Annotated in this window: 12 protein-coding genes; 5 read left to right on the forward strand and 7 right to left on the reverse strand. The window is 37.8% G+C overall.

The features are described 5' to 3' along the window. The first annotated feature begins 272 nt into the window (after positions 1-272). From LCM02_RS00535 to LCM02_RS00545, 3 genes are read left to right on the forward strand one after another with little or no spacing between them, the layout of a single operon-like run. Positions 273-1,523: an ABC transporter permease gene (locus LCM02_RS00535; protein ID WP_224926356.1), complete on the forward strand. Its 1,251-nt coding sequence runs from the start codon at positions 273-275 to the stop codon at positions 1,521-1,523. 10 nt (positions 1,524-1,533) lie between these two features. Then, a complete protein-coding gene (locus LCM02_RS00540; RefSeq protein WP_224926357.1) occupies positions 1,534-2,793 on the forward strand; it encodes an ABC transporter permease in 1,260 nt (419 codons plus the stop codon). 19 nt (positions 2,794-2,812) lie between these two features. Continuing rightward, positions 2,813-3,913, forward strand: coding sequence for an efflux RND transporter periplasmic adaptor subunit (locus LCM02_RS00545; RefSeq protein ID WP_224926358.1), 1,101 nt, complete (start codon positions 2,813-2,815; stop codon positions 3,911-3,913). 60 nt (positions 3,914-3,973) lie between these two features. Here LCM02_RS00545 and LCM02_RS00550 read toward each other — a convergent pair whose 3' ends face one another. Beyond that, a complete protein-coding gene (locus LCM02_RS00550; RefSeq protein WP_224926359.1) occupies positions 3,974-4,747 on the reverse strand; it encodes a hypothetical protein in 774 nt (257 codons plus the stop codon). 752 nt (positions 4,748-5,499) lie between these two features. Here LCM02_RS00550 and LCM02_RS00555 point away from each other — a divergent pair. Continuing rightward, positions 5,500-8,232 carry a 2-oxoglutarate dehydrogenase E1 component gene (locus tag LCM02_RS00555; protein ID WP_224926360.1) on the forward strand — a complete coding sequence of 911 codons (2,733 nt, stop codon included), beginning with the start codon at positions 5,500-5,502 and terminating at the stop codon, positions 8,230-8,232. A 33-nt stretch (positions 8,233-8,265) separates the two neighbouring features. Continuing rightward, positions 8,266-9,480, forward strand: a complete 1,215-nt coding sequence (gene odhB / locus LCM02_RS00560; protein ID WP_224926361.1) for a 2-oxoglutarate dehydrogenase complex dihydrolipoyllysine-residue succinyltransferase — start codon at positions 8,266-8,268, stop codon at positions 9,478-9,480. A gap of 11 nt (positions 9,481-9,491) precedes the next feature. Here odhB and LCM02_RS00565 read toward each other — a convergent pair whose 3' ends face one another. From LCM02_RS00565 to LCM02_RS00590, 6 genes are all read right to left on the reverse strand, one after another. After that, positions 9,492-10,664, reverse strand: coding sequence for an ABC transporter permease (locus LCM02_RS00565; protein ID WP_224926362.1), 1,173 nt, complete (start codon positions 10,662-10,664; stop codon positions 9,492-9,494). Continuing rightward, complete coding sequence (locus LCM02_RS00570; protein ID WP_224926363.1) at positions 10,661-11,821, reverse strand: ABC transporter permease; 1,161 nt, start codon at positions 11,819-11,821, stop codon at positions 10,661-10,663. The genes LCM02_RS00565 and LCM02_RS00570 overlap by 4 nt, the downstream gene beginning before the upstream one ends. Further along, positions 11,818-12,801 (reverse strand): HlyD family secretion protein, encoded by a 984-nt coding sequence (locus tag LCM02_RS00575; RefSeq protein ID WP_224926364.1) that lies wholly within the window; start codon positions 12,799-12,801, stop codon positions 11,818-11,820. The genes LCM02_RS00570 and LCM02_RS00575 overlap by 4 nt, the downstream gene beginning before the upstream one ends. Before the next feature lie 6 nt (positions 12,802-12,807). After that, positions 12,808-14,193, reverse strand: coding sequence for a TolC family protein (locus tag LCM02_RS00580; RefSeq protein ID WP_224926365.1), 1,386 nt, complete (start codon positions 14,191-14,193; stop codon positions 12,808-12,810). A gap of 86 nt (positions 14,194-14,279) precedes the next feature. Further along, positions 14,280-14,939, reverse strand: coding sequence for a hypothetical protein (locus tag LCM02_RS00585; protein WP_224926366.1), 660 nt, complete (start codon positions 14,937-14,939; stop codon positions 14,280-14,282). Positions 14,940-15,174: 235 nt separating this feature from the next. Beyond that, positions 15,175-15,831, reverse strand: a complete 657-nt coding sequence (locus tag LCM02_RS00590; RefSeq protein ID WP_224926367.1) for a uracil-DNA glycosylase family protein — start codon at positions 15,829-15,831, stop codon at positions 15,175-15,177. Between the last annotated feature and the right edge of the window lie 9 nt (positions 15,832-15,840).

Consider the following 15,840-nt stretch of genomic DNA (forward strand, 5'->3'; position numbering starts at 1 on the left):
TTATTTTACAAAATACAAGAGTTTGTAATGTATCTCTTCGAAATTCACAATAAGGATTTTTTCGGCTGGAATTACCTTTTTAAAAATTGAAATAAAAAGAGTTAAACGGCATTTTTTTAGGCTAAAAAAATGCCGGAAATTCAGTTTTTTCTATTCAAAAAAAATCGATTCTTAACATATTGAAAAACTTGAAAAATACTGTAACATTTCTTTGGTTTTCAGCGTCTATTAGTTACAATAAAACCAAGTTTATCAAAATTAGTTGAATCAGGATGTTTGATATTGACAGGTGGCAGGAAATCTTTGATACAATCAGAAAGAATAAGTTAAGAACTTTTTTGACGGGTCTTTCGGTTGCGTCCGGTATATTTATTCTTGTTATTCTCCTCGGGTTTGGGCGAGGTATGGAAAATGGTATTAGAAAAGAATTTGAAAGAGATGCTTCGAACAGGATAATGGTATGGACCCAGAGGACCACAAAGGAGTATAAAGGTTTAAATCCAGGTAGGAGAATTCAACTTAAAAATGAAAATTACAATCATATTTATGATACTTATTTTGACCAGCTTGAATTCAAATCGGCAATTTTCAGAGTTCCCTGGGGTACAACTTCAAATTATAAGAATGAATCGGTTTCTTACGCCATAAGAGGTATTCATCCTACCTATCAGCAAATCGAAAATCAGTTGATGGTAGAGGGCAGATACATCAATCAAATGGACATTGATGACCGGAACAAAGTGGTTATAATCAGCAACAAGATTAAATATGAATTGCTTAAGGATGTTGAAAACCCTCTGGATGAGTATTTACAGATTTCTGGAATTAATTTCAGGATTGTCGGCATTTACAGTGATTTAGGAGGTGACAGAGAGGAAAATAACCTGTTTATACCTTTTTCGACGGCACAGGCTGTCTTTAATGGATCTGACAGATTGAGCAATCTTACCTATACGCTTAAACCAGAAAAAACCTTTGAAAAGGCAGTTGAGGCTTCTGGATTATTTACAGCCGAAATTAAACAATATTTACAGGAGGTTCATAAAGTTTCTCCTGAGGATAACAGTGCCATCAATGTTCACAATATGCTGGATGAGGCAAAGCGATACTATACACTTACAGACAATATTGCTTTTTTCTTTTGGTTTGTAGGAATTTGTACCATAATTGCCGGTGTTGTAGGTGTAAGCAACATTATGTTGATTATTGTTAAAGAGAGGACAAGAGAGATTGGAATTCGCAAAGCACTAGGAGCAAAACCATGGTCCATAGTTGGAATGATCTTACAGGAATCGGTTTTTGTAACTGCTGTCTCAGGATTTGCAGGATTAATTTTAAGTATGGGATTGTTGGAAATCGTAGGGCCGAATGTTGAGGTGGATTATATTGTCAACCCTTCGGTTAATTTGACAATTGCCCTGTCTATGGTAACTGTCCTGATAGTTGCCGGAGCAATAGCGGGATTCTTTCCGGCATGGAGAGCTGCAAGTATTCAACCAATTGAGGCATTAAAAGACGAATAAATCTATAAGCATGTTCAGCAGAGATAAATGGAATGAAATACTGGAAGTCCTGACCACAAACTGGGGTAGGACCCTGCTAACTGCTTTTGGTGTGTTTTGGGGTATTTTTATTTTGATATTGCTTCTCGCTGCCGGAAAGGGATTGGAAAACGGAATTAAGGCAGATTTTGGAAATATAGCCACCAATACGATGTTCATGTGGACTCAGACAGTTACTAAATCCTATCAGGGAATGTCGAAAGGACGCAGTTATAGTTACGACCTTAAAGATGTTCGTGACATCAAAAATAATATAGACGAACTAAGGTTTGTCTCACCAAGAAACAGATTAGGAGGGTTTAACGGAGGTTCCAATGTTATAAGAGGCCTTAAGACTGGAGGATTCAATGTATATGGAGATTACCCTGAGATTATTAAGCAGGAACCCATGGATATTACCAGAGGCAGATTCCTAAACTATAATGATATTGATAACAAAACGAAAGTGGCCATAATTGGAGAAGGTGTAGTCAAAAGTCTTTATGACATGGGAGAAGAAGTGTTGGGAACCTACATAAAGATTAACGGGGTAAATTTTATGGTGATTGGAACTTATGCCAAGAAAACTTCAAATGGAGACAGCGAGGAACGGCAGAAAGAGATCTATGTACCCTTTACATCATTTTCTCAGGCCTTTAACAGAGGTGACAAAGTGGGATGGATGGCGATAACTGCGAATGACGGAACGCCTATAACGGATATTAAGGAGCAGATTTTTGATTTGGTTAAGAAGAATCACAAGATTCATCCCGAAGATAAGCGAGCCGTGGGTCACTTTGATATATATGAGCGCTTCCAACGAGTTGAGAACTTGTTTATGGCTTTAAAGATCATCGCTTATTTTGTGGGTACTCTTGTACTTCTTTCAGGAGTAATTGGTGTCAGTAATATAATGTTGATTGTCGTAAAGGAAAGAACAAGAGAAATAGGAATACGAAGAGCGGTTGGAGCAACTCCCGGGAAGATTCGCGGACAGATTTTAATAGAATCCGTGTTTCTGACGATTATCTCTGGCATGGCTGGCATTGCCTTTGGAGCACTTTTGATTTTCGGATTGAACTACGCTCTGGACATGTCTGAACCCATTGATATGTTTGCCAACCCCAGTGTGAATCTGGGGGTAATTACAATTGCTTTGACCATACTAATTGTTTCCGGTTTACTTGCGGGCTTGATTCCCGCTCAAAATGCCATTAAAGTGAAGCCAATTGAAGCATTAAGAACAGAATAAATTAATATTAAAAAGAACAATGAAGAAGTCAGTAACAATTTTTATTTTAGTATTTATCCTAGTTACCTTTGCAGGGGCTATGTATTATTTATATTCTAAAAACCAGGAGGACCCGGTTGTCTATCTTACCGAAAAGCCCACTAAGAAAACTATCGTCAATAAAACCGTTGCTACCGGTAGTATCATTCCATTGGAGGAGGTCTTGATTAAGCCAAATATATCGGGTGTAATTGAAGAAATCTATGTTGAAGGAGGAGATGTTTTAAAGGCAAATGATTTGATTGCAAAAATTAAGGTTATTCCTAATCTGGCCACTTTGAACCAGGCGAAAAATGCTATTCAGACTGCTGAGATAGCCTTGGCAGATGAGAAAAGAAGATTTGACAGACAACAAAGCCTTTTTCAAAAGGGAGTGATTTCCAAAGAAGAAATGGAACGTTCTGAAGTGACGTATAAACAGGCAGAACAATCTTATAATGCAGCTAAACAGAATTATGATATCGTAAAAACGGGATCTACAAAAGGATTGGGAAATTCAGCAAATACACTGATTCGATCCACGGTTTCTGGTATGGTATTGGAAATGCCTGTGGAAGTTGGAAATCAGGTTATACAGAGCAATAATTTTAATGAAGGAACGACGATTGCGGCTCTGGCTGATGTGAACAGGATGATTTTTGAAGGAAAAGTAGATGAGTCTGAGGTTGGAAAAATTAAAGAAGGATATCCTCTTGAAATAACAGTTGGAGCCATAGAAAACACAACATTTGATGCTGTTTTGGACTATATAGCACCTAAAGGAAAATTAGAAAATGGAGCTATTCAGTTTGAAATCAAAGGAACTTTGCACAAGGCGGACACTACTTTCATCAGAGCGGGTTTGAGTGCAAATGCATCAATTATTCTGGCACGTGCTGATAGTGTTTTATCCATAAAGGAAGCTTTGGTTCAATTTGATGAAAGTACAAAAAAGCCTTTCGTAGAGGTCAAAACTGGTGACAAGCAATTTGAAAAAAGAGATATTGTATTGGGTATCAGCGACGGTCTTAATGTTGAGGTCAAGGAAGGGATAGATGAAAGTGATGAGATTAAGGTCTGGAATAAGATTAAATCATTGTAAAATAAAAACCGGAACCTACAGAGGGATTGGTTCCGGTTAAAAGCTATTTTAAGATAGTTATTAGTTTCCGCTTAAAGTGGTATTGACTTCCCAGACCTCGTCCCAACTGTTCGAGAACGTATCATCCATTCCGTCAACAAAGTTCTGCCAGGAATTTTCACCATGTACTTTTTCAAAAGTGGCCTTAAAATCATTATCCTCATCATATTCGGCCCAGTTCTTCATGAATCCTACCGTAGCTATATGCCTTCCAATAGCATATCCCTGTCTGAATTCATTAATGTAAACGCCCCAGGGATTTTCACCTTCCATGGCTTTAACGGTTTCACCTATTTGTCCCATAAGATGTTTGACTTGGTGACCTTCGCCTTTCGCAACTTCATGGTATCTAATGTGAAGCACTTTAAATTCATAGCCACCTTCTGCCAGCATTTGGGTATTTGATACCTCATCATTTTGTTTCCAGTATTCCCCGGAAGATATTTTTTTGACATTAGGCATAACGTTGTCTCTCCAGTCTTCATCATGACCATTGGCAGAGGGTCTTCCGTCCAAATGAGAATAATTCAGCGGTCCCATTTGCCAGACCATTTTCCCTGTATTAGGGCCCGTCATCACATTGTAAACCGTGGCTCGATAAGGGCCGTCCTCATTATGGTATTTTTTGTTGTGATTGGCCATTGCTTCTCCCAGAGCTTTCAGTTTTGTGTTGTCCGGAGTGATATAAAAACTCTCCCACATGGCATAAGAATTTTCTTCTTGCGCCTGAATAAATCCAATTGAGCCTGTTAGTAAGAGTGTAAGTAAAATGTGGAGTGTAAATCTTTTAAACATTGTATTTATAAGTTTTTATGGTTAGTTCAATGAAAAGATACCTGGAAAAAGGTTTGGTTTGTTGATTCGCCAGTACTTTCCTATAAAATAGAAGACGAAATAAGTTAAGAAAAACCTTTTGAAAAAACGATTTAGGACGAATTGACCTATTTACATTTCAAAGGTATATAATTATTTATCGAAGGAATTGTTTGAGGAAGGTTGATATTCGAGAAGAATAATAGCTTAGTGTGGAGGGAGAGGCCAATGAGAATTTAAGAAAAATCTTAAAGAGAGGGGATTGGAAACCAAGGACAGTCTTAAAAAAATCAGATTTTTGGACAGTTGCTACAATTGAACTTGCCTTTTTTCTTATATTTTTTACAACACTTTGTTTTTTTCTTGGGTAAATCCATTTCGATACAGTCGTAATCGAATACCGTATAATAAGAAGTAGTTGTCATTTACAGTTCTTTATTTTTATTTAAACTAATTCTAAATAAGAAACAAAAGTAATTATTTTATTCTGTTCTGCAACTGATTTAAATCAATTTTTTAACGAATATCTTAATCTATTTCTGGATGGGTTTTCCGCGCTAAGGATTATTCCTTAAATCTTCTGTAAATCGTTCAAATGGACCTGGGTACAAGACTGTTTACTTATCTGATTTGGTGGTTTGTCAAAAAATGATATTTATCATATTTTTTACATCTTTTTATGCTAAAACATCTTATTTTTGTCAATCATTTCGTTAATATTGAAGAAATAGTTCATGGATAGGTTTTCCTTTTTAAATACTGTACATACCGGGTTTATAGAAGATTTGTATCAACAATACCTGAAAGATCCTGACGCCGTTGAACCGAGCTGGAGAAGTTTTTTTCAGGGCTATGATTTAGCTAACTCAGACTATAGCCTGGAGGAGGAAGAAATAGATGTAGAAATTCCGCAACAGGTTTATAAAGAATTTAAAGTTATTGAGCTGATCAATGGTTACCGGACACGGGGGCATCTGTTTACAAAAACGAATCCTGTGAGAAACAGGCGAACCTATAGCCCAACTCTTGATATTGAGAATTTTGGTTTATCTAAAGAGGACCTGAACTCCGTGTTTAATGCAGGTAGTATTCTGGGCCTTCAGCCTACATCCCTCTCGGAAATAATAAAGCATCTTGAAAGTATTTATTGTGATTCCATTGGGATTGAATATATGTTTATTCGAAATCCGGAGGAAATTCAGTGGTGGCAGAATAAGCTAAACGAAAATGATAACCATCCCGATTACGAGATCAGCACAAAAAAATACATATTATCCAAACTGACACAGGCGGTTACCTTTGAGCAGTTTCTGCAGACCAAATACGTTGGCCAAAAAAGATTTTCACTTGAGGGTGGAGAAACCCTGATCCCTGCTTTGGGTGGCCTTTTCAGAATAGCTGCAGAACGTTACGACGTGGATGAATTTGTTTTAGGTATGGCGCACAGAGGGAGGTTAAATACCCTTGTCAATATTTTCAGGAAACCCATCAGGGAGCTTTTTAATGAGTTTGACGGAAAAGATTATGACGAAGATGATTTTGACGGGGATGTGAAATACCATCTGGGATCTACCATTAAGAAAACATTAAAGAGCAACAAACAGATTACGATGAATCTGGTTCCTAATCCTTCTCACCTTGAAACTGTTGGAGCCGTTGCCGAAGGTATTGCCCGTGCAAAAATAGATGAGGATTATAACGGGGATTCCTCAAAACTATTACCTGTTGTCGTTCATGGTGATGCTGCTGTTGCCGGTCAGGGAATCGTTTATGAACTGATTCAAATGAGTAAGCTTAAGGGCTATTCAACGGGAGGGACGGTGCATATTGTTGTTAATAATCAGATTGGTTTTACTACAAATTATCTCGACGCGAGATCGAGTACCTATTGCACCGACGTGGCTAAAGTTACGCTTTCACCTGTACTGCATGTCAATGCTGATGATGTTGAAGCTGTGACTCATGCTGTTCTAATGGCACTTGATTTTAGAATGCGTTTTAAAAGAGATGTATTCATCGACCTTCTGGGATACAGAAAATACGGCCATAATGAAGGTGATGAGCCTAGGTTTACACAACCAATTCTGTACAAGGCTATTGCCAAACAACCCAATCCAAGAGATATTTACAATGAAAAACTGATTAAGGACGGTGTTATTGATGAGTCACACCTACCGGATCTTATAGAAGAATATAAAAAATTACTGGAAAAAGAATTCAACCGTTCCAAAGAGGATTCGGCATCTAAGGTGAATCCCTTTATGGATAATGTCTGGAGCGGTTTTATGCATCAGGATCTGGATGGACTTTTGCTTAGCGTGGGTACAAAGTATCCAAAGTCAAGGCTCGAGAATATTGCCAAGGTGGTTTCTACGGTTCCTGAAGGGGTTAAATTCCTCCGGAAGGCTGAACGAATTTTAAAAGACCGTGCCAAAATGGTTTTTGAGAGTAATAAATTAGACTGGAGCATGGGTGAGATTTTTGCCTTTGGAAGTTTAATGGAGGAAGGATATAATGTCAGGATTTCAGGACAAGATGTTGAAAGGGGGACTTTTTCCCATCGTCATGCAATTCTCAGAGATGAGATTTCATCCGAAAAATTCAATCTTTTGAATTCAAATCCAAAAAATAAGGGGGTGATGAGTATTTATAATTCATCACTTTCTGAATATGGTGTTCTTGGATTTGATTATGGTTATGCCATGGCTGCGCCGAATACGCTAACGATATGGGAGGCTCAGTTTGGTGATTTCAGCAATGGAGCTCAGATTATATTTGATCAGTATGTTTCTGCTGCAGAGGACAAATGGAAACAACAGAACGGAATTGTTGTGCTTCTTCCTCATGGTTATGAAGGACAGGGATCAGAGCATTCCTCGGCTCGTATAGAGCGCTATTTGCAACTTTGTGCGAATGATAACATGACCGTTGCGAATTGCACTACCCCGGCAAATTTCTTTCATCTGCTGAGAAGGCAAATGAAAAGAAATTTTAGAAAACCCCTGATCGTATTTACTCCAAAAAGTTTGTTGAGACATCCGCTGGCGGTTTCTGAAATGCAAGAATTTACCGACGGAGAATTTACAGAGGTAATTGATGACACTTTGGATCCGAACGGAGTGGATAGGATTGTTTTATGTTCTGGAAAATTTTATTACGACCTTCTTGATGAACGAGAAAAAAATAACAGACAGGATGTAGCATTGATCAGACTGGAACAATTATTTCCCTTACACGAAGAAAAAATTGAGAAAATTCTATCTCGATACCCAAATGTTAAAGACTATATTTGGGCTCAGGAAGAACCGAGAAACATGGGCGCATGGAGTTATATGCTTCAGCGATTTGAGTTAAGGGAACTAAAAGTGAGATCAAGAAAGTTCTATGCGGTTCCTGCAACAGGCTCATCTACAAGATCAAAACGGAGACAGAGAAGAGTCATAGAAAGTGTATTTGACAACAAATAAAACAGAAATAATATCATTATAAATTAAGGAGAAATGATTTTAGAAATGAAAGTTCCCTCTCCGGGGGAATCAATAACGGAAGTTGAGATTGCAAGCTGGTTGGTGGAAGACGGTGATTATGTGGAAAAGGACCAGGCAATAGCGGAAGTTGATTCAGACAAGGCAACATTGGAATTACCAGCTGAGGAAAGCGGAATTATTACCCTTAAAGCTGAAGAAGGTGATGCTGTGGATGTGGGTGCTGTTGTTTGCCTTATTGATATGAGTGCAGCTAAGAAAGAAGGGGCAAAGAAGAGAGAAACGACCAAGACAGAAGTTTCAGCTCCAGAAGAAAAGCCGGTTCAAAATGAGGAGGTTAAAGAAACCTATGCTACCGGATCAGCCTCCCCGGCTGCAAAAAAGATTCTTGCAGAAAAGAATATAGATCCCAAGTCTGTGAAAGGGACCGGAAAGGAAGGACGAATTACAAAACAGGATGCGCTTGATGCCAAACCTTCAATGGGTGAGGCATTGAATGATGAGAATAGAAAATCAGAGAGAAAGAAATTGTCAATGCTCAGACGTAAAGTGGCTGAGCGATTGGTTTCAGTAAAAAATGAAACCGCCATGCTAACTACTTTTAACGAAGTTGATATGCAACCCATTTTTGACTTGCGAAAGAAGTATAAAGAGGAATTTAAAGCAAAACACGAGGTTAGCCTTGGATTTATGAGTTTCTTTACTTTGGCAGTGGTAAGAGCGCTAAAAATGTTTCCCGATGTTAATTCTATGATCGATGGAGATTTTAAGGTTTCTTATGACTTTGCTGATATATCCATTGCTGTTTCAGGCCCGAAAGGATTAATGGTACCTGTGATCAGAAATGCTGAGAATCTGGGCTTCAAAGGTGTTGAAAGTGAAGTTAAGCGTCTTGCTCTTAGAGCAAGAGACGGACAGATTACCGTAGATGAGATGACTGGAGGAACCTTTACTATCACCAATGGTGGTGTGTTTGGTTCTATGCTGTCAACACCAATTTTGAATCCGCCTCAGAGCGCCATTCTTGGGATGCACAATATTGTTGAGAGGCCTGTGGCAATTGATGGAAAGGTTGAGATTAGGCCTGTCATGTATGTTGCCCTGTCTTACGATCATCGTATCATCGACGGTAAAGAATCGGTTGGATTTCTGGTTGCTGTTAAAGAGGCTTTGGAGAATCCAGTGGAGATTCTTATGAATGGAGATGAAAAAAAGGCCCTTGAACTTTAATTGACATACGATTATTGGGATTTTACCTGTATCACTCTTTTTTTATAAATGTATCGGAACCTGAGGTATAAACTCAGATATCCGAAAAGTAGTAAAAATAGTAATTGAGCCATTTCTGATTTAATATTGATGAGCGATGCTCCTTGCATTGACAGCTTGTTGAACATGGTGAAGTAAGGGGTAGAGGGAAGCAGATTCGCAAAAATTTGTAAAACTTTAGGCATTGCCTCTATGGGCCATGAATATCCTGAAACTAAAAACAGAGGATATGTGGAAAAAGCCATGATCTCTGTCCATCCAATAGCAGTCTTAAAAAAGGTACTTAGAAAAATGGTATAAACCATTACTGATAAGATAAATGCGAGACTCATAGAAAAATGAAGGAACTCTGATCCCTTAAAGTCAAGATGGTAGTATGGGAATATCACTTTGTAGAAGAGGAAGAAAAGTGATGCGTAAAGCACTACATAATAGCTTGACTTAGCCAACATGATCTTCATGAAACCAAAAAAGTTGATTTTCGAATCTGAAAGCGTTTTATAATGAACAAGTTCATGAAGGACACTTTGCCCAAATCCTATGATCAGAGTTTGCTGAATAATCAGAACAAGGAGGATCGGAAGCAGGTAATCGCCATAATTATTCGTGGCGTTGAAAACTGATTTGATAACCGGCATGATAGGTTGAGCCTGTTCGAGGGCCATTTCTGTTGGAATTCTACTGCTAATCAGATAATTAAGTCGCACTCCGCCAGCTACTGTAAGCATGACTTGTTGAACCCCTTTATTGATGTCATTTGAGGTCAGGAACTTTGTGTTATTGAGAATGAGCTCTACAGTTGAACCTTCAAGATTCATGGTTTTTTTCTCAAATTCTCTTGGAATAATCAGGATTCCCTGAACCTGCAGACCATTAAACAGAAACAGCGCTTCTTCCATATTTGAATAGGACCCCATAACCTTGATCTTCTGGTTGGAATCAACTAGTTCTCCAATTTTTTTAGAAAGAGAACTGTGATCGAGGTCTACCATTGCCACCGGAATATCACTTACATCTTTATCTTTATAAATAGAACCAACAAAAAAGGCATAAAAGATGGGAGCCAAAAGGCAGGTAAGCAGAATACTTTTATCCTCTAAAATAAGAGAGAGTTCATCCTTTATGATCTGTAGAAAACTTCTCATTGAACCGTTTTTTTATAATGAAACTGAAGCCCAATGACGCTAACAATGTAAGCCACTAGAATAAAAACAAGCATCGCGATGACCTGCGGGATCAAATATGAAAAGGAAGTTTCCATTTCCATTCCCTTGATATAGGCCTTAAGAAAATGGGTATAGGGTATGAGGTTGGCATACCAGCTGTTAAAAGCAGGCATGGCAATTATGGGAAATGTAAATCCACTAAATACAAATGCCGGGGAATTGTATACAAATGCCATATCCATAGCGATTGCCTGATCCTTGAATAGAATCGAGATCATGATACCAAGTGAACAGTTTGTAACGACGAATAATAGAATAATCCATAAAAAAGGTATTGTATTCGCGCTACTCGGTATTCCTAGGATGGGATGGATCAATGCAAAGATTAGAATGGCAATCACCATTCCAATCACTATGTAAGCCAGCATTTTACCAAACAATAGTTTTAAAGTACTTCCACCTGAAATCTGATAAAGTTCCTTGAATGAATTTGATGCATATTCAGAATTGATCGACCTCGTGGCAAGAAAAAAAACGATCATCTGAAGAAGAACCGTTGTTAGACCTGGTACCAAATAATATAGATAGTTATAGTGCGGATTGTAAAGAGGTCTTGTCTGGGTTTTAACCGGCATAACCATTTTTACTGCCTTTTCATAGGGAATTCCTTTGACCGTCAATGCGTTAAGAATAATTTTGGCAGACAGGGTGTTTATAAAGGTAGCCGCCTCCTTATACAATAGGTTTCCATAAATAATATTTGAGGAGTTGGTATAAACTACTATTTTTTCCTGTTTACCACGAAAAATATTTTTAGAAAAGTTTTTTGGGATATAGTAGACACCCTTGATGTCAGGATGAGAAACAAAATAGGTTTGGAGTTCATTTTGAGAATCTAATATTTCCTTGACTTCCAGTTTTGGGGACGCTTCTATATTATCAATTACCTGCTGACTAAAGGGGGATTTGTCGTCATCGAGAATGGCAACAGGAACATGCTGGACTGAACCTTCCTCGTAAATGGATCCCAGATATAAAAAGATAAACAGGGGGATAAATAGAATCAATACCCAGGCAGAGGACCTCATTCCAAGTCTCTCAAATTCTCTGATAGATATGTTTAATACTTTTTTCAAAGACGAATATTGATACTCATTCCAGGTCTTAGGTCTGAATTTTCCTCTACAGGGTAGAGATGTATCTCAAAGGTTTTCATATCCATTCTTCCCTTATCTGCTGTAGGTATCCAATCTGCAAAATCAGCCATGGGAGAAATGTAACTAACACGAAAACTTCTCTTTTCATCATCGAATGCAGGAAGGGTACCTTCAATCTCTGTACCTAATTGAAAGCTTGAAAGCATATCTTCCCGAATATGTAAAACAGCGTGAACATCTTCCAATTTCTGGATGGTAAAAATTGGGTACCCTGCCGGCATTATTTCGCTTTCCTGGGCAAGTTTGGCCGAGATTTCACCAGATACGGGAGCATAGATTTTTAGTTCCTCATAAAAGGCTTTGGCTTCATTGACCTTTCCTTCAACAGCACTCAATTGACCTCTGGCAGCTTTTTTGTCTTCTTCACGTGCCCCCTTTCGGACCATTTCATAAAGTGATTCAGCCGCATTCATCTGTTCTTCGGCAGCATTTCTTTTGAAAGTCATTTCGTCCATCTGTTGCGAAGAAATAAGGCTGTCCTTATACATGTTGTGAAGCCGTTGATAGGATTTTTCTGCAAACTCATATTGGCCCCTGGCCATTTCATATTTGTTTTTTAAAGCCATTATTTCTTCTTCCCTCGCTCCTTTGGTTGCTTTTTCATTCAAAGATTCTGCCGCAGAATATGCGCCTTCAGCCTGTTGCATCTTGGCATCAAGAATATCGCTTTTGATAGAAGCGAGAAGCTGACCTTTTTCTACTTCATCTCCAAGTTTGACAAAGATGCTGTCAATTCTTCCCGGTACCTCTGAACCAACTCGAATCTGAGTTGTTTCAAAAAGCCCCACATAGACTCTGTTCTTATTTTCATCAGGCTTGAGGATCATTAAAATTACGATACCGGTCAGTATGATTAGAACCGGAACGATAAGCACGATTAATTGGATCTTTTTTTTCATTTCAAATCAATTATTGAGGTTATTTACTTGCAGGCTACCTGAGGCTATAAGCAATTCGAGTGCAGCCTGTCTTTGTAGGGCAATCATTTTATAATAGTCGAGAACGGCTTGTTGGTATTCAGTTTCAGCCTGCAATCTTTCTGTGATATTGATCAGTCCCTCCCTGTAACTCGCAATGGCCAGCTTCAGACTGTTTGAGGCAACATCTTTTTCTTTTTCTTTTAATAAGACCTGTTCTGATTTAACATCAAATTCAATTTTCACCTTTTGTTCAAACAGTTTTAGTTTCTCCTCCGCATCTGATTTTTTATTTTCAGCCATATTCTTTTCAATGGAAGTTTTTTGAATTTCATTATCATTTTTTAAGCCGGTAAAAATGTCCCACTCAAAACCGACACCAACCAGATAAGCAGGAAATCCTTCAAAATAATTGAGATCAAGATTTATAGGTTGTTCAGAAATTGGAGTATCATAAGGGGTTTGGATTCTTGTGTCGAATAAATTAAAATAACTTAATGTAGCAAAGGCCTGAACTTTTGGCAGAAAGTTGTTTTTATTCATTTTTAATTTGTATTCATAAGCCTGAATCGAAGATCTTAAGGCATTTAATTCCGGTCGGTCCTCGTAGGACTGGCTCTGTTCAGTGAATAACCAGGGTTTAAGGTCAAATTCATATTTTTCTATTTGTGACAATTCCTTTCCTGTGAGCATCGAGAGTTTTAATCTGAGAAGTCTGAGATTTCCCTCCAGTTCCATTTTTTTTGACGCTAAGTTCAATTCGGCAGCAGCGATTTTTTCTCTTTCAAAAGGAGTAGCTAATCCATTTTCTATGGCAACGTTGACTTTAAGACGTTCCTTGACTAGTCGTTTTTCACTTTCTGTAATAACTGACTTTGATTGTTCCAGTAATTCAATTTTATCAAACGTATCGATGACCTCTTTGATTATTTTAGCTCTTTCACTTTCGACCATGAAATTCTTTGCCTTTATTTTTTCTTTACTGGCCTTGGATCCGTAATTGACCTGAAGCCCTGAAAAAAGTAACATTTTTGCTGTTAGGTTAGTGTAAAAGAAATGCCCATCAGCATCAAATTGCGAAGATCCGTTAAAGATTTCTGTTCCCGATATAGGAAGATCAAAAGTGGGAATATCCACATTGAGGTTTGCAGAGCCATATGCATATCCGCCATTCATAGTTAAAGTAGGAATAAAGTTCTGCCTGATCGCTTTACTTTCAATACTATCAATCATGAGATCATTGTTAGCATTTTTTAATTCGTAACTTTTTTGCAAACTGAGCTGGATCATTTCAAGCTCTGTTTCTGTTAGATTATTCTGCCCTATGACTAAGGTGCATGGTATCAGGAAGAGCATTAGAAATAATTTTTTCATTTTGTAATGATTTGTTGAGAACAGAAATAGTTTAGGGTGAAACATAGCATTTAAATGATCAGGACAGAATTATCCGGGACAAAGTTTCAAGGCTCAATATTCAGGCGCCATGAGGCCTCTCCGGGAACAAGTTTATATCTCAGGATTTTTTCACCTCCCGTCGGACAGCAGTTGGCATCTCCATCCTTATAAATCGGAAATTTTCTTAAGAGCCTATTATTCTCGAAATAAATGGAATCATGCCCCATGTATCCGTAATAATTTCCTTCTGTAGATAAATCATCCTCTGAGATTTCAGGGAAATAAACAGGGGATAGGCTCAGATCATTATTAGATGCAAAGCCATAAATAGTAGCATATGACCCAGAACCAGACGAAACAGTAACAATGTATAGTTCGTCAAAACCGTTGTTGTCAAGATCATCAAGTTTGAGTTTTTGAACGGGGTCAGCATCTGCTAAGCTAAATGTATCAGAGGTATTCTCGAAATCGACGGGAACTATATTTATGTTTGTCAAACCGTCTGAGGTTGCAGCGTATTGGACTTTTATTTTTTTACCAGACGACGTGACTAGAATCTTTTCATTCTTTAAATCTTTTTTTGATGAACTTTTTTCTGATTTGGCCTGACTAGAATCAATTTCATTAACTTGTGTGTTGTCATTTGAATTAACACGTTCTGATTTTTCACTCTTACAGGAGCATAAAATAAATAAGCAAAGGAATAGGGGGGCTAGTTTTTGCATTTTTAGGGTTTGGGTTTAAAAAGCTGATAAAAAGAAAAATGAATAATGATAGAAAAAGAAGGATAAATATCAGATCAACTCTGAAGACTGTATCGTAAGTCGGTAAATTTTTTTTGACCCGTACAATATTTCCGCTTCCCAAAAATAATATTCGATCAGTAGGGACATTCTTATTTTTGAAGGCTACTGATGTTTTTCATCTTTTCAATCTGTGATCTAATTTACAAAAAATTGACTAGACAAAATGTTTCTTGTACTGTTCTATTCTAAAGTTTAGTGTTGAGTATTTAGTGTCAAGGGATTTTTTAAGCTTATAATCAGGATATGAACCTATGGATCGGTTGGCAGCACTGGATGGAGATATAAGGGAAACCGTCTTAATCTTTCGGCCTTCGATTGAAAACTCGTGTATCCTTGGCCTGTCATCCGATATTTTGATCAGCCTCATATTTTGATCTCGAAGATGATTTCTGAACAGATACTCAGGCCCGTTTTTACTGTTCCCACCCATGAAAAGTATTTTCTCAACCTTAGGATTTAATTTCAAAATTGAAATCAGGTCGCGATTTATTATTCGTTTCATGCCTAAGTCTGAGGCATCGATTTTATCTCTATAGCATTCCTCTACCATATCACATATTCCTATTTTAAAATCGATTAAGAGTTCTTTTCTTTCTGTTATGGCACGGTCTGAATTTTCGTAACTGATTTGACGGTTAAAAATTTTTTCCAAAATAGGCCAGAGCAAACCGTATTTACTGCCGTAACAAAAATTTACGTCGTCTTCAAACAATTGTCCTGTTGAAAATCGGGGAGGAGGAATAGTTCCAACAATTAATTTGCTGGCACCATCCGGGATAAAAGGTGAATAGGGATGTTGATGAGTAAACATCGATGGGTT

Origin of the sequence: Lutimonas saemankumensis (assembly GCF_020171465.1) — a bacterium.
Lineage (GTDB): Bacteria > Bacteroidota > Bacteroidia > Flavobacteriales > Flavobacteriaceae > Lutimonas > Lutimonas saemankumensis.